The 16,117-nt window shown below is 65.1% G+C and carries 16 protein-coding genes; 6 read left to right on the top strand and 10 right to left on the bottom strand.

What is annotated here, in order from left to right:
- Window positions 1-3: 3 nt before the first annotated feature.
- Window positions 4-315, top strand: coding sequence for a YqfO family protein (locus NUH87_RS12050; protein WP_338526109.1), 312 nt, complete (start codon window positions 4-6; stop codon window positions 313-315).
- Between the two features lie 195 nt (window positions 316-510).
- On the opposite strand, the gene nagE is transcribed toward NUH87_RS12050, so the two are convergent.
- The 7 genes from nagE to NUH87_RS12015 form a co-directional block, all read right to left on the bottom strand.
- Window positions 511-2,226 carry an N-acetylglucosamine-specific PTS transporter subunit IIBC gene (gene nagE / locus NUH87_RS12045; RefSeq protein WP_338526108.1) on the bottom strand — a complete coding sequence of 572 codons (1,716 nt, stop codon included), beginning with the start codon at window positions 2,224-2,226 and terminating at the stop codon, window positions 511-513.
- 39 nt (window positions 2,227-2,265) lie between these two features.
- Window positions 2,266-4,782: a phosphoenolpyruvate--protein phosphotransferase gene (gene ptsP, locus NUH87_RS12040; RefSeq protein WP_338526107.1), complete on the bottom strand. Its 2,517-nt coding sequence runs from the start codon at window positions 4,780-4,782 to the stop codon at window positions 2,266-2,268.
- A gap of 13 nt (window positions 4,783-4,795) precedes the next feature.
- Complete coding sequence (locus NUH87_RS12035) at window positions 4,796-5,818, bottom strand: SIS domain-containing protein (RefSeq protein WP_338526106.1); 1,023 nt, start codon at window positions 5,816-5,818, stop codon at window positions 4,796-4,798.
- Window positions 5,799-6,905, bottom strand: coding sequence for an N-acetylglucosamine-6-phosphate deacetylase (gene nagA, locus NUH87_RS12030; protein WP_338526105.1), 1,107 nt, complete (start codon window positions 6,903-6,905; stop codon window positions 5,799-5,801). Before nagA ends, NUH87_RS12035 begins: the two co-directional genes overlap by 20 nt.
- A gap of 19 nt (window positions 6,906-6,924) precedes the next feature.
- Window positions 6,925-7,656 (bottom strand): GntR family transcriptional regulator, encoded by a 732-nt coding sequence (locus NUH87_RS12025; protein ID WP_040064501.1) that lies wholly within the window; start codon window positions 7,654-7,656, stop codon window positions 6,925-6,927.
- Window positions 7,657-7,834: 178 nt separating this feature from the next.
- A complete protein-coding gene (locus tag NUH87_RS12020) occupies window positions 7,835-8,338 on the bottom strand; it encodes a L,D-transpeptidase family protein (protein ID WP_040064502.1) in 504 nt (167 codons plus the stop codon).
- Between the two features lie 27 nt (window positions 8,339-8,365).
- On the bottom strand, window positions 8,366-8,926 hold the full coding sequence (locus tag NUH87_RS12015; RefSeq protein ID WP_040064503.1) for an NUDIX hydrolase: 561 nt from the start codon (window positions 8,924-8,926) through the stop codon (window positions 8,366-8,368).
- A gap of 148 nt (window positions 8,927-9,074) precedes the next feature.
- Between NUH87_RS12015 and NUH87_RS12010 the strand changes: the two genes are divergently transcribed.
- From NUH87_RS12010 to purT, 5 genes are all read left to right on the top strand, one after another.
- Window positions 9,075-9,674 (top strand): CoA pyrophosphatase, encoded by a 600-nt coding sequence (locus NUH87_RS12010; RefSeq protein WP_040064504.1) that lies wholly within the window; start codon window positions 9,075-9,077, stop codon window positions 9,672-9,674.
- Between the two features lie 39 nt (window positions 9,675-9,713).
- Window positions 9,714-10,238: a gamma carbonic anhydrase family protein gene (locus NUH87_RS12005; RefSeq protein WP_040064505.1), complete on the top strand. Its 525-nt coding sequence runs from the start codon at window positions 9,714-9,716 to the stop codon at window positions 10,236-10,238.
- Window positions 10,235-10,444 carry a DUF1289 domain-containing protein gene (locus tag NUH87_RS12000; protein WP_338526104.1) on the top strand — a complete coding sequence of 70 codons (210 nt, stop codon included), beginning with the start codon at window positions 10,235-10,237 and terminating at the stop codon, window positions 10,442-10,444. Before NUH87_RS12005 ends, NUH87_RS12000 begins: the two co-directional genes overlap by 4 nt.
- Window positions 10,445-10,565: 121 nt before the next feature.
- A complete protein-coding gene (locus tag NUH87_RS11995) occupies window positions 10,566-11,033 on the top strand; it encodes a preQ0 transporter (protein ID WP_338526103.1) in 468 nt (155 codons plus the stop codon).
- A gap of 116 nt (window positions 11,034-11,149) precedes the next feature.
- Entirely contained in the window at window positions 11,150-12,331 is a 1,182-nt protein-coding gene (gene purT, locus NUH87_RS11990; protein WP_338526102.1) for a formate-dependent phosphoribosylglycinamide formyltransferase, read from the top strand.
- Window positions 12,332-12,379: 48 nt separating this feature from the next.
- On the opposite strand, the gene NUH87_RS11985 is transcribed toward purT, so the two are convergent.
- The 3 genes from NUH87_RS11985 to NUH87_RS11975 all read right to left on the bottom strand — a co-directional run bounded on the left by NUH87_RS11985 (window position 12,380) and on the right by NUH87_RS11975 (window position 15,988).
- Complete coding sequence (locus NUH87_RS11985; RefSeq protein WP_338526101.1) at window positions 12,380-13,699, bottom strand: MFS transporter; 1,320 nt, start codon at window positions 13,697-13,699, stop codon at window positions 12,380-12,382.
- Between the two features lie 225 nt (window positions 13,700-13,924).
- Window positions 13,925-15,160, bottom strand: coding sequence for an HlyC/CorC family transporter (locus tag NUH87_RS11980; protein ID WP_338526100.1), 1,236 nt, complete (start codon window positions 15,158-15,160; stop codon window positions 13,925-13,927).
- Between the two features lie 15 nt (window positions 15,161-15,175).
- A complete protein-coding gene (locus NUH87_RS11975; RefSeq protein ID WP_422393916.1) occupies window positions 15,176-15,988 on the bottom strand; it encodes a cytochrome C assembly family protein in 813 nt (270 codons plus the stop codon).
- Between the last annotated feature and the right edge of the window lie 129 nt (window positions 15,989-16,117).

The following is a 16,117-nucleotide window of genomic DNA, read 5'->3' as shown; positions in this document are numbered from 1 at the left end:
GCCATGTACAAGCTCAGCTTTTTCGTGCCGCCGAGCCATGTGGAGCAGGTCAAGAGTGCCGTATTCGCCGCCGGAGGCGGGCGGATCGGTGCTTACGACCAGTGCGCGTGGCAGGTGCTCGGCCAGGGTCAGTTTCGCCCGTTGGATGGCAGCCAGCCGTTTCTCGGGCAGACCGGTGTGGTCGAGCGGGTGGACGAGTGGAAGGTTGAGCTGGTGGTGGCGGACGCCTTGATCGAGGCAGTGGTGATGGCTCTGAAACAGAGCCATCCCTACGAAACGCCGGCCTATGAAGTCTGGCGTTTAGCGGATTTCTGATTTATTCCCCGCATGACTCCGTTGCTCGGAGTTAATTGCTACCTGTTATTTTTGACGGTAGCCAAGCCCCTCGCGATGCCCTTGAATGATTTCTCCCATCACATGACTTGATAAGGAGAATTTGTCATGACTTCAGCAAAGCAATCCCAAGCAGTCTGAGGTAACGGATCAGATCCGCTACCTCAAGTGGCAGGGCTAGAGTGGTACTGCACAGGCCTCCCTGCGATTCAATAGCGCCCTCAGCGCTTCACTCATGCCGCTGGCCCGATCTCCCACCAACACATGCCAGGCTCCGCCTTCCACCTGACTGACACCTTGGCAGCCCAGGGTTTTCAGATCCGCTTCCGATAGCCGCCGGCCGTCCTCGAGCTGCACCCGCAGTCGCGTCTGGGCGACGCATTCGAGTGCCAGCACATTGTCTTTCCCGCCCAGTGCGTCCAGCCATTGCTGGAGCTGTTGCGTGTTGATCGCCGTCGCTTCGACAGGCACCGGCTCGCCCACCGTCCTGTCGATCGAGCCGGTCACTGGCAACGCCGAGCGAATCTCATCGGCAATGCTGTCCGCCAGCGGCCCGACCACCACTTGCAGGCTGCCGCCGTGGCCTGGCCGCACCACGGCCATTGCCCCAAGGCTTTTCAGCTCGGCGTCCACAGCCTTGTCCCGGTCCCGCAGTTCCACCCGCAGGCGCGTGGTGCAGGCACCGACCGTCACCAGGTTGGCGGCGCCGCCCAGGGCCTGGATATAAGCGGCTGCCCGCTGGTTTTCGCTGAGTATCCGGGTGGCGGCAGCGCTGGCGAGGCTCTCGCGCCCCGGGGTCTTCAGGTCGAAACGGCGGATGCAGAAATCAAAGACGAAGTAGTAGATCAGCGCATAGGCCAACCCCACCGGAATCACTCGCCAGCCGTTGGTGGACTTGCCCCAGCCCAGGGCCATGTCGATGGCGCCCCCGGAGAAGGTAAAGCCCAGGTGGATGTTCAAGGCGTTGGTCACCGCCATCGACAACCCTGTCAGCAAGGCGTGCAGCACATATAACATCGGCGCGAGGAACATGAAGGCGAATTCCACCGGCTCGGTCACCCCGGTCAGGAACGAGGTCAGGGCCATCGACAGCAGCAGCCCACCCATCAGCTTGCGCCGTTCCGGCAGGGCATTGCGGTACATCGCCAGGCACGCCGCTGGCAGGCCGAAGACCATCACCGGGAACATGCCGGTCATGAACTGCCCGCCCTTCGGATCGCCGGCGAAGTAGCGCGCCAGGTCACCGGTCACCGCCAACCCGGTCTCGGGCGAGGTGTAGCTGCCGAACACGAACCACATCATGTTGTTGAGGATGTGGTGCAAGCCGGTGACGATCAGCAGCCGGTTGAGGACGCCGAAGACGAAGGCGCCGAAGCTGCCACTCTCGACCATCAGCAGGCCGAGGCTGTTGATGCCGTTCTGGATCGGCGGCCAGATAAAGCCGAACAGCACCCCCAGGCCCACCGCCGAGAAGCCGGTGACAATCGGCACGAAGCGTCGTCCGCCGAAGAACGCCAGGTACTCTGGCAGCTTGATGTCCTTGAAGCGGTTGTACAGCGCACCGCCCAGCAGGCCGCTGATGATCCCGGCGAGCATGCCCATGTTGATGCTTGCATCGAGCACCTTGAGGGTGGCGATCAGCACCAGGTAACCGATGGCCCCGGCCAGGCCGGCGGTGCCGTTGTTGTCCCGGGCGAAACCGACGGCAATGCCGATGGCGAAGATCAACGCCAGGTTGGCGAAGATGGTGTTGCCGGCATCGTGGACGATGGCGATGTTCAGCAGGTCGGTGTCGCCCAGGCGCAGCAGCAGGCCGGCAATCGGCAGGATGGCGATGGGGAGCATCAACGCCCGCCCCAGGCGTTGCAGACCTTCGATGAAGAACTGGTACATGGCGTGTCTCCTTCTTGTTGTTTTCCAGCCTTGGGTGAATCAGCCCAGGGGCCAGTGTTGGCGACAGGCTTCACGGACTTTCGCGGCACTGCCCAGTTGCAGCAGCGACGGGACGATCCGTCGACATTCGGCGGCATCCAGGCTGCGTACCCGCGCCTTGATTTCACCAATTTGCGGCGTGCTCACCGACAGCTCGGTCACCCCCAGCCCTATCAGCACCGGGGTCGCCAGCGGATCGGAGGCCAGCGCGCCGCAGACCCCGACCCAACGCCGATGCACGGCGGCACCGGCGCAGGTCTGGGCCATCAGCCGCAGCAGGGCCGGGTGCAGGGCATCGACCCGGGCGGCGAGGCCGGCGTGGTCGCGGTCCATGGCCAGGGTGTACTGCGACAGGTCGTTGGTGCCGATGGACAGGAAGTCCGCGTGCTCGGCCAGTTGTTCGGCCAGCAGGGCCGCCGCAGGCACTTCGATCATCACCCCCAGTTCCGGGCGCCGCTGGAGCCCCAGTTCGCCGGCCAACTCATCCAGGCGCCGCCGCACCTGCAGCAGCTCGTCGACTTCGCTGACCATCGGCAGCAGGATCCGGCAGCGTTGCAACGGGTCGAGCTGCAACAGGGCTCGCAGTTGCTGGTCGAGCAGTTCCGGCCGCGCCTGGCCCAGGCGAATGCCGCGCAGGCCCAGCACCGGGTTGGCTTCCACCGGCAGCGGCAGGTAATCGAGTTGCTTGTCGCCACCGACATCGATGGTGCGAATGATCACCGGCCGGTCGCCCATGGCGTCCAGCACAGCCTGATAGGCGCTGCGTTGTTCTTCTTCATCCGGCGCGCTGCGACGCTCGACGAAGAGGAATTCGGTGCGCAACAAGCCCACGCCGTCGGCACCGTGCAGGTGCGCCTCGCGGGCATCAGCGGCGGACGCGACATTGGCCGCCACCTCGATGTGCAGGCCATCGCGGGTGTTGGCCGGCAACCGGGCCTGGGCGTCCTGGTGCTGGCGCCGCAGTTGTTGTTGCCAGTGGGTCAGGGCGACGCCTTCGCGCCGGGCTTCATCGGGGCTCAATTCGAGGCAGCCATGATCGGCGTCGAGGACCACCACCTGGCCGGGGGCGATCTCCAGCAGTCCGGCACCCAGCGCCACCAGGCAGGGCAGGCCCTTGCTCCGGGCGAGGATCGCCACGTGGGAGGTCGCACCGCCCGCGGCCATGCACAGCCCGGCGACCTGTTGCTGGCTGAGCTGCAGCAGGTCCGAGGGAGTCAGCTCGTGTGCGGCGACGATGGCGCCGGGGGGCAGGTCGTGCTGCGCGGCCTCGCCCAGCAGGGCCCGCAGTACCTGTTGCCGGAGGTCGCGCAGGTCGTTGGCGCGTTCGGCCAGCAGCGGATTGTCGAGATTGAGCAGGACCTGGCATTGCGCCTCGATCGAGCGGTCCCAGGCATGGGTGGCCGCTTGACCCGCGTTGATGGCCTGGCTGGCGGCATCCAGTAGCACAGGGTCTTCGAGCAGGGCGAGGTGGGCGTTGAAGATCGCTTCCTCTTCGCTGTCTTTGCGCTGGCGGGCGCGCAACAGCATGGCGTGGATGTCCGAACGGACCTTTTCCAGGGCGCCGTCCAGCGCTTGCAACTGTTCATCGGCGACGTGATGGCCGGTGTCGGGCGCCAGCGTGATGCCGCTCAGGCGTGCCAGCGGACCACAGACCAGGCCGGGGGCGGCGCACACCCCCTGGAGGACGCCGTCTTCGCTTGGTCGGGGCGGGATCGCCTTGGCGGGTGGTGGGGCCGCGTGGCCGGTATCGTTCAGCGGTGTGCGCAGCACGTCGAGCAGGGCCTGCAACGCCGCTTCGCGGTCCGGGCCACGGCAACTGATCTGCACTTCCTGCTGTTCGCCGACGCTGAGCCCCATGATGCCGATCAGGCTGTCGAGGGGCGCGGATCGATCGTCCAGATGCAGGCGGGCGGTGCAACTGAAGCCCTGCGCGGTCTGGCGCAGCAAGGCCGCCGGGCGCGCATGCAGGCCGCCGTGATGGGCGACCCGGGCGCTGCCGCGGACTTCGTCGGTGTCGGTCGCCGGGGCGACCGTGTGCTGTTCCTCGGGCAAGCGCGGCACGATATGCAGCAAGGGTTCGCCGACCTTGACCTGGGTCCGGGCCACGGGCTGCAGGTGGTAATGCTCGCCATTGGTCAGGACCACCAGGCTCACCAGGCTCTTGCAGTGGCGGGCCACCCGGTCCAGGTCGACCCGCAGCAAGGCCTGGCCGTCATGCACCCGGGCGCCTTCCTCGATCAGCAGCGCAAAGCCCTCGCCTTGCAGCTCGACGGTGTCCAGGCCCAGGTGCAGCAGCAGTTCGGCGCCGTTGTCGGTGCGCAGGGTCAGGGCGTGCCGGGTGCGGGCGATATGAATGATTTCGCCGGCGCAGGGTGCATGCAGGCAATCGTTGAGCGGGTCGATGGCCAGCCCCGGACCCATCGTGCCGCTGGCGAATACGGCATCGTCGACGTCGGCAAGCGGGAACACGGGACCGCTCAGCGGTGCGCTGAGGGTGATGTTGTTCTTGTTGTGCATGGCGCTGTACTCGTCAGTGGGTACGGGTGACTTTGCTCAGATGGCGCGGTTGGTCGGGGTCCATGCCGCGGGCCACGGCCAGCTGGGCGGCCATCACGTAGAAACTCTGGATGGCCAGGATCGGGTCGAGGGCCGGGTGTTCGGCGCAGCACAGGTCCAGGTCGCGTTCGGCCACGTCCGGCGGCGCCGCCAGCAGCACCCGGGCACCGCGCTGGCGCATCTCGGCGGCGAGCTTGAGTAGCCCGGCCTGCTCGGCGCCGCGCGGGGCGAAGACCAGCAACGGATAGCCGGCGTCGATCAGGGCCATGGGGCCGTGGCGGACTTCCGCGCTGCTGAAGGCTTCGGCCTGGATCGCCGAGGTTTCCTTGAATTTCAGCGCCGCTTCCTGGGCGATGGCGAAACCGGCGCCACGGCCGATCACCATCAGCCGCTCGCAGTCGCGCAGGGTCTCGATGGCCTTGCTCCAGTCCCTGGTCGCGGCTTGTCGCAGGCCTTCGGGCAGGGCTTGTCCGGCGGCCAGCAAAGCCGGGTCCTGGTGCCAGTGGCCGAGCAGCCGGGCACTGGCACTGAGGGTGGCGATAAAGCTCTTGGTCGCGGCGACGCTCTGTTCCGGCCCGGCCAGCAGTGGGATCGCATATTCGCAGGCGGCCTCCAGCGGCGAGTCCGCGGCGTTGACCATGGCCACCGTCAAGGCACCGCGCTCGCGCAGCAGGCGCAGGCTGTCCACCAGGTCGGGGCTCTGGCCGGACTGGGAAAAGGCCAGCACCGCCTGGCCGCTGACCTGTAGCGGCGAGTGTTGCAGGGTCACCACCGACATCGGCAGCGAGGCCACCGGAACCCCGGTCTGCTGCATGGCGATATAGGCGAAGTAGCTGGCGGCGTGGTCGGAGCTGCCGCGGGCGACGGTCATCACCACGTGTGGTGGTTGCTCGCGCAGCCGTGCGCCCAGGGCCATCAGTCTCTCATCGAGCTGCTGCAACTGGCGGCTGACCGCCTCGTGGGCCGACAGCGCCTCTTCAAGCATTCTGGAAGTCAACGGCTTCTCCTTCGACCATGATCGAGGTCAGTGTCAGTGAGCGGTCCAGGCGCACGCAGTCGGCCCAACTGCCGGGTTGCAGGCGTCCGCGCTCGGGCAGGCCGAGGTAGTCGGCGGGGAATTGCGACAGGCGTTGCGAGGCTTCGGCCAGCGGCTGGCCGATCTTCACCAGATTGCGCAGGGCCTGGTCCATGGTCAGGGTGCTGCCGGCCAGGGTGCCGTCGGGCAGTCGTACGCCGCCCAGGCATTTGGTTACGGTGTGGCTGCCCAGCTTGTACTCGCCATCCGGCATGCCGGCGGCGGCCGTGGAGTCGGTGACGCAATAGAGGCAGGGAATCGAGCGCAGGGCCACGCGCATGGCGCCGGGGTGCACGTGCAACAGGTCCGGGATCAGTTCGGCGTAGCGGGCGTGGGCGAGGGCGGCGCCGACGATGCCGGGCTCGCGGTGATGCAATGGGCTCATGGCATTGTACAGGTGGGTGAAGCTGGTGACCCCGGCCTCGAGGGCGGCGACCCCCTCTTCGTAGCTGCCCAGGGTATGGCCGATCTGCATGCGGATGCCACGGGCGCTGAGGTCGCGGATCAACGCCGCGTGGCCGGCGATTTCCGGGGCGATGGTGATCACCCGGATCGGTGCCAGGCGCAGGTAGTCCTCGACTTCGGCACTGATCGCGGTGTGGGCGAAGTTCGGTTGCGCCCCCAGCTTGCCGGGGTTGATGAACGGGCCTTCCAGGTGCACGCCGAGGACACGGGCGGTGCCCGGTCGGCGCTGTTCGCAATAGACCCCGAGTTGGCCGAGGATGGCGCTGATTTCCTCGGGCGGCGCGGTCATGGTGGTGGCCAGCAGCGAGGTGGTGCCGAAGCGCAGGTGGGTGCGGGCGATGGTCTCGAAGGCGTCGCCGCCCTGCATGATGTCCTGGCCGCCGCCGCCGTGGACGTGCAGGTCGATGAAGCCGGGCAGCAGGTACGGCAGGTCGTTTTCGGATGGATCGCAGGGCGTGCCTTCGATCTGCGTGACCTTGCCGTGCTGGTGCAGCAGGCGACCGCGAATCCAGCCTTGCGGGGTGAGGATGTTGTCTTCGGACATGGCAGGCTCTCTGAACAGGCTAACGCCGCAGTTCGGCGACGAAGTCGTAGTAATCGTTACGGCAGTAGGTGTCGGTCAGCTCGATGGGGGTGTTGTCCTCGAGGTAGCCGACACGGGTCATCAGCAGCATCGCGGTGCCGGGCTCGATGCCCACCAGCGCGGCGAATTCGGTCGAGGCGTTGATCGCGCGAATGTGCTGCAGGGCCCGCACCACCGGGCGGCCGATACTGTCGAGGTAGGCGTAGAGCGAATCGCCGACGGCCTCGGGGTCGGGCAGCAGGGCGGCGGGCAGGGTGCTCATCTCGATGGCCATGACGGTGTCGTCGGCGGTGCGCAGGCGCTTGAGCCGGGCGACCTGGTCACGGGGCGACAAGGCCAGGCGGATCAGTTCCTCATGGCTTGGCAGGGCGATCTCGCGCTCCAGCCAGCGGGAACCAGGCACGAAGCCCTTGGCCCGCAACCGTTCGCTGAAACTCGACAGGCGTGACAGCGGTTGCTCCAGGCGCGGGGTGATAAAGGTCCCGGAGCCTTGGCTGCGACGGATCAGGCCCTGTTCCAGCAGGACTTCCAGGGCCTTGCGCGCGGTCACCCGGGAAATGCTCAACAGCTCGCTCAGGTTGCGCTCCGAGGGCAGTGCCTGTTCGGCTTTCCACTGGCCGGCATGGATGGCCGCTTCCAGGTTGCGCGCCAGTTGCAGGTACAGCGGTGTCGGCTGGGACTCATCGGGTCGCAGGGCGAGGATGTCGTTCATGTGGGATTTTTCCTGTGCGTTTGTTAGAGGTTTTGCACTCGGACAGTGGTGATGAAGTTAGTACCACTTTAATACCATGTCAATACCAGTGGTTTTGTGCGAGTGCAATGAAAACGCCCGTCATGGGGAGCATGACGGGCGTCGGATGAGTCAGTGGTATCAGAATGGCGTGGTCGGCTCAGGGGCGGATTTCCACCATGGTGCCGTCCTTGACCAGTTCCCAGACCTCGCGCATGTCGACATTGCGCATGGCCACGCAACCGTCGGTCCAGTCCAGGGTGTGGAACAACTGTTCCGGGTAGTCCTCGGAGTCCGGCGTGCCGTGGATCATGATCATGCTGCCGGGATCCACCCCTTCGCGGCGGGCACGGGCCGAGTCGCTGATATTGGGGTAGGACAGGTGCAGCGACAGGTTGTACTTGTCGCTGGGCTTGCGCCAGTCCACCCAATAGAAACCCTCGGGCGTGCGCCGGTCGCCGGCCATGAGTTTCTGCCCCGTGGGATGTTTACCCAGGGAGATGCGGTAGGTCTTCAGCGGCTTGCCGTCATTGATCAGTTGCAGTTGATGGGCGGACTTGAGGATCAGGATCTTCTCGACGGTTCTACCACCCAGTGGGTCGGCGACAGAGGCCTGGGACAGAGTGGCGAACGACAGGCAGAACACTACGAGCAACCAGCGCATTGAAACGGTATCCCTGAAGGTGAGGGGTTATTGATGATTGGGTTGGGTGCGGGAGGCCATGGGCGGCACGGCTTCACTGCGAACCGGGTATTGTTCGGTCGGGCGGTCGGCGAAGAAACACTCCAGGGTCCGTCCGACTGTCCTGAAAGCCAGCTCGGACCAGGGGATCTCGTGCTCTTCGAACAGCCGTACTTCCAGGCTTTCCGCGCCGGCGGCAAATTCCAGGTCCACCAGTTCGGCACGGTAGAACACGTGTACCTGGTTGATGTGCGGCACGTCGATCAGCGTATAGATGCTCAGGTTACGCACCCGCGCGCAAGCTTCTTCCAGGGTTTCCCGGCGGGCGGCCTGCTCCACGGTCTCGCCATTCTCCATGAAGCCCGCGGGCAGGGTCCAGTAGCCACGGCGCGGCTCGATGGCGCGGCGGCAGAGCAGGACCTGGCTGCCCCAGACCGGCAGGCAGCCGGCGACGATATTGGGGTTCTGGTAATGAATGGTGTCGCAGTGGTCGCAGACGTAACGCAGGCGCGTGTCGCCCTCGGGTATGCGTTGACTCACCGGTTTGCCGCACTGGCTGCAGAACTTCATGCTGGATTCTCTTGGCAATGCGCCTATCTTCGCGTGGGCGGCGGGTTGTCGGCAAGTTGTGCTTTCGCGACATGCCACTGTCCGGGGGGTTGGGCGCTGCGCTGCTTTTGGTGCATGATGCCAGGTAAGCCGCAAATCGAGATCAGCCATGCTGGACGAGTTACTTCGACGTGTAAGCAGCCATACGCCCCGCCCCCTGGAAACGGACCGTCGTTTTCCCGAGGCGGCGGTACTGGTGCCGATCACCCGCAGTGACGAACCGGAGCTGGTGCTGACCCTGCGCGCCAGCGGCCTGTCGACCCACGGCGGCGAGGTGGCCTTTCCCGGTGGGCGCCGCGACCCGGATGATCCGGACCTGATCTTCACCGCCCTGCGCGAAGCCGAAGAGGAAATCGGCCTGGCGCCGGGATTGGTGGAAGTCATCGGACCGCTCAGTCCGGTGATCTCGCTGTACGGGCTCAAGGTCACGCCTTATGTCGGGGTGGTGCCGGACTTTGTCGACTATCGGGCCAATGACGCCGAGATCGCCGCGGTGTTCAACGTGCCGCTGGCGTTTTTCCGCCAGGACCCGCGCGAGCATACCCATCGTATCGATTATCAGGGCCGCAGCTGGTACGTGCCCAGCTACCGCTTTGGCGAATACAAGATCTGGGGGCTGACGGCGATCATGATCGTCGAGCTGGTCAACCTGTTGTATGACGCCCGGATCAGCCTGCACAATCCCCCGGAACGCTTCATCAACATCTAGAGCCGCCGGTCAGGTGGTCGCAAGCCTTGAGGACACCCTATGAAATACCGTTTGGGCGACGCCCGGGTCGAGACGCATCCGCAGAGTTGGGTAGCCCCCAATGCGACCCTGGTCGGCAGGGTCCGGCTGGAGGAGGGCGCCAGTGTCTGGTTCAACGCGGTGTTGCGCGGTGACAACGAGCTGATCCTGATCGGCCGCAACAGCAATGTGCAGGATGGCACGGTGATGCATACCGACATGGGTTATCCGCTGACCATCGGCACCGGGGTGACCATCGGCCATAATGCGATGCTCCACGGTTGCACGGTGGACGACTACAGCCTGATCGGCATCAACGCGGTGATCCTCAACGGCGCGAAGATCGGCAAGCACTGCATCATCGGCGCCAATGCCTTGATCGGCGAGAACAAGGAAATTCCCGACGGCTCGCTGGTGATGGGCTCGCCGGGCAAGGTGGTCCGCGAGTTGACCGAGGCGCAGAAGAAAATGCTCGAAGCCAGTGCCGCCCACTATGTGCACAACGCCCAGCGTTATGCCCGCGACCTGGCGGTCGACGAAGCATGAATACGCCCGAACGTCCGCTGGCGTCGCCTTGCGTGAGCATCTGCGCGCTGGATGAGCAGGACATCTGCATCGGTTGCCAGCGCACGGTCGAGGAGATCACCCGCTGGAGCCGCATGGACAATGCCGAGCGTCGCGAGGTGCTCGGGCGTTGTCATGAGCGGGCCAAGTCCGCTGGGCTGCTGTTCATGTCGGGCGCAAGGACCTGACAATCAGCCGGGCATGAAAGCCGCTGCAGGCCCCGCTCGCCACAGGAGCGCGTCAGGCTTCAACGGCTCCGCTACTTTGGGGTAACCTGTACGGCTAAATAGACAAGGTAGTCTGCCACCCATGCTCTTTCTCATCGCCTACATCGCCAGCGTCGTGCTGATCAACTTCGCCTTCTCCGCCGCGCCGCACCTGGACATCATCTGGTCGGCCTGGGGCGGACTGGTGTTCATCCTGCGCGACATGGTGCAGACCCGTTTCGGCCACGGTGCGCTTGTCGCGATGGTCGCGGCGTTGCTGTTGTCCTACTTCACCTCCGAACCGGCCATCGCCCTGGCGAGCGCCACCGCCTTCGCCCTCTCCGAATGCATCGACTGGCTGGTTTTCAGCATCACCAGGCGCCCGTTGCACGACCGCCTGTGGATAAGTTCGGCGCTGAGCATCCCGTTGGACACTTTCATCTTCTTCGGCCTGATCGGCGCGCTGACCCCGGGGGTGATCCTCACCGCCCTGGGCTCGAAGTTCGCCGGTGTGACCTGTGTCTGGCTGGCCATGGCCTGGCGTTCGCGCAAGACGGTCCTTTCCACCTGAAGTCACGCCCGTTCGGTTCATATCTGCCTCGGTTCATGTAAAATGCCGGCCTTTCTTCCCGGCAGGTGCCTGATTGTCCAGGTGCCGTCGATGATCTGCTTCCTTGAGGACCTGAAATGACCCGTATCGGAACTCCACTGTCGCCGACCGCGACTCGCGTATTGCTCTGTGGCTGTGGTGAGCTGGGCAAGGAAGTGGTGATCGAGCTGCAACGCCTGGGCGTCGAAGTGATTGCCGTTGACCGCTACGCCGACGCGCCGGCCATGCAGGTGGCCCATCGCAGCCACGTGATCAACATGCTCGACGGCGCGGCCCTGCGGGCGGTGATCGAAGCCGAGAAGCCACACTTCATCGTGCCGGAAATCGAAGCCATCGCCACCGCCACCCTGGTGGAACTGGAAGCCGAAGGCTTCACCGTGGTGCCGACCGCCCGTGCCGCGCAACTGACCATGAACCGTGAAGGCATCCGTCGCCTGGCCGCCGAAGAGCTGAAGCTGCCGACCTCGCCGTACCACTTCGCCGACACCTTCGAGGCCTATAGCAAGGCGGTCGAGGACCTGGGCTTCCCGTGCGTGGTCAAGCCGGTGATGAGTTCTTCGGGCAAGGGCCAGAGCCTGCTGCGCAGCGCCGACGACGTGCAGAAAGCCTGGGACTACGCCCAGGAAGGCGGGCGTGCGGGCAAGGGCCGGGTGATCATCGAGGGCTTTATCGACTTCGACTACGAAATCACCTTGCTGACCGTTCGTCATGTCGGCGGCACCACCTTCTGCGCACCGGTCGGCCACCGTCAGGAGAAGGGCGACTACCAGGAGTCCTGGCAGCCCCAGGCGATGAGTCCGCTGGCCCTGGCCGAGTCGGAGCGGGTCGCCAAGGCGGTGACCGAGGCCCTGGGTGGGCGCGGCATGTTTGGTGTCGAGCTGTTCATCAAGGGCGACCAGGTGTGGTTCAGCGAAGTATCGCCGCGTCCCCATGACACCGGCATGGTGACCATGATCTCCCAGGACCTGTCGCAGTTCGCGCTGCATGCCCGGGCGATTCTCGGCTTGCCGATCCCGTTGATCCGTCAGTTCGGTCCGTCGGCGTCGGCGGTGATCCTGGTGGAAGGGCAGTCGACCCAGACCGCGTTCGCCAACCTCGGTGCGGCGTTGAGCGAGCCGGATACGGCCTTGCGCCTGTTCGGCAAGCCGGAAGTCAACGGCCAGCGCCGCATGGGCGTGGCCCTGGCGCGGGACGAGTCGATCGACGCCGCGCGGGCCAAGGCGACCCGTGCCGCCCAGGCAGTTGTCGTAGAGCTGTAAGCCTCTGCACCGATCGTTCCCACGCCCCGCGTGGGAACGATCGGTTGTCTATCCTGCGACCTTGTTCAGGTCATTGTGGCGCGTCTCTTTCAAGCAGAAGATCGCGATCAGGCTCAATGCCGCCGCCGCCGATACATACCCGCCGACCCAACTCAAACCGCCCATCGCCACCAGTTTCTGGGCAAAGAACGGTGCGGCCGAGGCGCCGACGATGCCGCCCAGGTTATAGGCCGCCGATGCGCCGGTATAGCGCACGTGGGTGGGAAACAGCTCCGGCAGCAGGGCACCCATCGGCGCGAAGGTAATGCCCATCAGGAACAGCTCAAGGCACAGGAACAGCGCGACGCCTGCGGTCGAGCCATGGCCCAGCAGCGGTTCCATGGTGAAGCCGGACAGCAGCGCCAGCACGCCACCGAGCAGCAATACCGGCTTGCGCCCGAAACGGTCGCTGGCCCAGGCCGCCAGTGGTGTGGCGGCCGCCATGAACAGCACGGCAAAACACAACAGCCCGAGGAAGGTCTCGCGACTGTAGCCGAGGTTGGCGACCCCGTAGCTCAGCGAAAACACCGCCGAGATATAGAACAGCGCGTAACACACCACCATCGCCAGCGAGCCGAGCAGCACCGGGGCCCAATAGCGGCTGAACAGCTCGACCAGGGGCATCTTCACCCGTTCCTGGCGGGCCACGGCATTGGCGAAGATCGGCGTTTCCTCCAGCTTGAGGCGCACATACAGGCCGACCATCACCAGCGCGGCGCTGAGCAGGAACGGAATGCGCCAGCCCCAGGAGCGGAACTGCTCGTCGCTCAAGGTCATGGCGAGGATCAGGAACAGGCCGTTCGCGGCCAGGAAGCCGATCGACGGACCCAGTTGCGGGAACATGCCGAACCAGGCGCGCTTGCCTTCGGGGGCGTTTTCGGTCGCCAGCAGCGCGGCCCCGCCCCATTCCCCGCCGAGTCCCAGCCCCTGGCCGAAGCGCAACAGGCACAGCAGGATCGGAGCCCAGGCGCCAATGCTCGTGTAGCCGGGCAGCACGCCGATCAGCGTGGTGCAGATCCCCATCATCAGCAACGAAGCGACCAGCGTCGATTTGCGCCCGACGCGATCACCGAAGTGGCCGAACAGGATCGAACCCAGCGGGCGGGCGAGGAAGGCGATGCCGAAGGTCAGGAAGGCCGAGAGCATCTGTGCGGTGCTGTCGGTCTGCGGGAAAAACACCGGTCCGATCACCAGCGCGGCGGCGGTGGCATAGACGTAGAAATCGTAGAACTCGATGGCCGTACCGATAAAACTGGCGGTCGCCACTCGTGAGGTCGAGTTCAGCGGCTTGTTCGGCGTGGCATCTGCAAAGGTGGTGCTGGAGGTCATTGCGGGCGTCCCTGAAAGTCTTGCGCGTGCGAATTATTAGTATGGAGCGCCCAGGGATAAGGGCTGGTTCCCACGCGACAGGTTGTGAGTGTCGGCGACGGGTCATGGCAAGGCGTTGTTGGCCGGAGGGGGCTGGGTGCGGGTAAGCAGGCGTTCCGGCGGGGCCGGATAAGCCCGCTCGATTATAGGAATGCGTCTATCGATCAAACAAGGGGGTGGGTCGTGTCAGCGTGCAACGGCAGCCGACGTGGTGTGCCAGACCAGCACCCGGCTGACCCGGTTGTCCTCGGTCTCGAGGATTTCCAGGCGGTAACGGCCGATCTTCAGGCACACGGCGCTTTCCGGGATGGTCTCCAGCGCCTCGGTCACCAGGCCATTGAGGGTTTTCGGGCCGTCGCTGGGCAGGTGCCAGCCCAGGCTCTTGTTCAGTTCGCGAATCGATGCGGCGCCCTCGATCACCAGTCGGCCATCGGGCTGGGGGTGGACATGCGGGTTATCGAGGCTGTGTTCGCTTTCGAATTCGCCGACGATCTCTTCAAGAATGTCTTCCAGGGTGACGATGCCCAGCACCTCACCGTATTCGTCCACCACCATGCCCAGGCGCCGTTGCTGCTTGTGGAAATTCAGCAGTTGCAGTTGCAGCGGCGTGCTTTCCGGGACGAAGTAGGGCTCACGGCAGGCGGCGAGCAGGTCGGCCTTGGTCAGGCTGGCATCGAACAGTTGATGAAGAATCTGGCGGGTATTGAGCACCGCCTCGACCTGGTTGATATCGCTGTGGAACACCGGCAGGCGGGTGCGTCGGTTCTTCAGCAACTGGGCGATGATTTCCTCGATGGAGTCGTCGAGGTTGACCCCCTCCACTTCGCTGCGCGGCACCAGGATGTCGTTGACCGTGATGTTGTGCAGCGCATGGATGCTGGACAGCGACGGGTTGCGCGCCGGGGGCTCCGGTTCGTCTTCCTGATCGAGGGGCGGTTGGTCCTCATCGCTCTGCTTGACCGCGCTGGCCTTGCTGATGAACGGGCGCAGCAGCAACTGGGCGATACCGCTCAGCAACCAGGCCACCGGGTAGATGATCTTCAGCGGAATCCCCAGCAAGGCATTGCCGGTGGCCAGGATCGATTCGGGATAGCGGGCGGCGAGCAGGCGCGGCAGGTAGTCGGCGAACACCAGCAGCAGGACCGTGGCGCCGAGGCAGGCCAGCCAGGGGCCGTGCTTGCCCCACAGGAGAATCGACAGCAGGGTGCCGATCACCACCACCACGATCCGGCACAGGGTGTTGCACAGGATCAGGCTGTCACGGGGGAATTTCAGCCTGGGCGTCGGTTTGTCGCCCGAGCGCGAGGCGGGGCGCAGGGCGGCGAGCAGCTGTTGCGCGACTTCAACGGCGGTGAACAGCGCCGACCAGAGAATCAGCAGGGCCAGTACAGCGAGCATCGGCCCGGCGGGCAAGTTGTCCATGGTTTCGAAGGCCCGTCAGATGTGCAGGATGTATTCGCGGACCAGCTTGCTGCCGAAATAGGCCAGCATCAGCAGGCAGAAACCGGCCAGGGTCCAGCGGATGGCCTTGTGCCCGCGCCAGCCGAGACGATTGCGCCCCCACAGCAGCACGCTGAACACCACCCAGGCCAGGCAGGCCAGCAGGGTCTTGTGCACCAGGTGCTGGGCGAACAGGTTCTCGACGAACAGCCAGCCGGAGATCAGCGACAGCGACAGCAGGCTCCAGCCGGCCCAGAGGAAGCCGAACAGCAGGCTTTCCATGGTCTGCAACGGCGGGAAGTTGCGGATCAGCCCGGAGGGGTGCTTGTGCTTGAGCTGGTGGTCCTGCAGCAACAGCAGCAGGGCCTGGAACACTGCGATGGTGAACATGCCGTAGGCCAGGATCGACAGCAGGATATGCGCGAGGATGCCCGGTTCCTCGTCGATGATCTGCACCGTGCCCGCGGGTGTGAACTGCGCCAGCACCACGGTCAGCAGGCCCAGCGGGAAGAGCAGGATCAGCAGGTTTTCCACGGGGATGCGCGAACAGGCCGCCAGGGTCAGGGCGATCACTGCGACGGCGATCAGGCTGGCGGCATTGAAAAAGTCCAGGCCCAGGCCGATGGGCGTCATCAGGTGGGTGAGCAGGCTGGTGGCGTGGGCGATCACGGCGATTACGCCGAGCCCTACCAGCAGGCGTTTGTTCGCCTTGGCGCCCTGGCGCAGGCGGGTGCCTTGATAGAGGGTCGCAGCGGCATAGAGGCAGGCGGCGACGAGGCTGGTCAGCAAACTGGGTGACAAGGGGAGCATAAATCCTGTTAGGCAAGCCCGAAAAGCGCTGAGTTTGGCATAGAACCCCCGGTCCACGAAAGACCGTGGCGCTAGTGCGCCGCATGCACTCTCCGCTATAATCCGCGACCTGCCCACGCCGCAGGCTCG

Source organism: Pseudomonas batumici, assembly GCF_036585405.1.
Lineage (GTDB): Bacteria > Pseudomonadota > Gammaproteobacteria > Pseudomonadales > Pseudomonadaceae > Aquipseudomonas > Aquipseudomonas batumici.
Note: the sequence above shows the minus strand (reverse complement) of the source record. Positions and strands in the feature narration are given on the sequence as shown.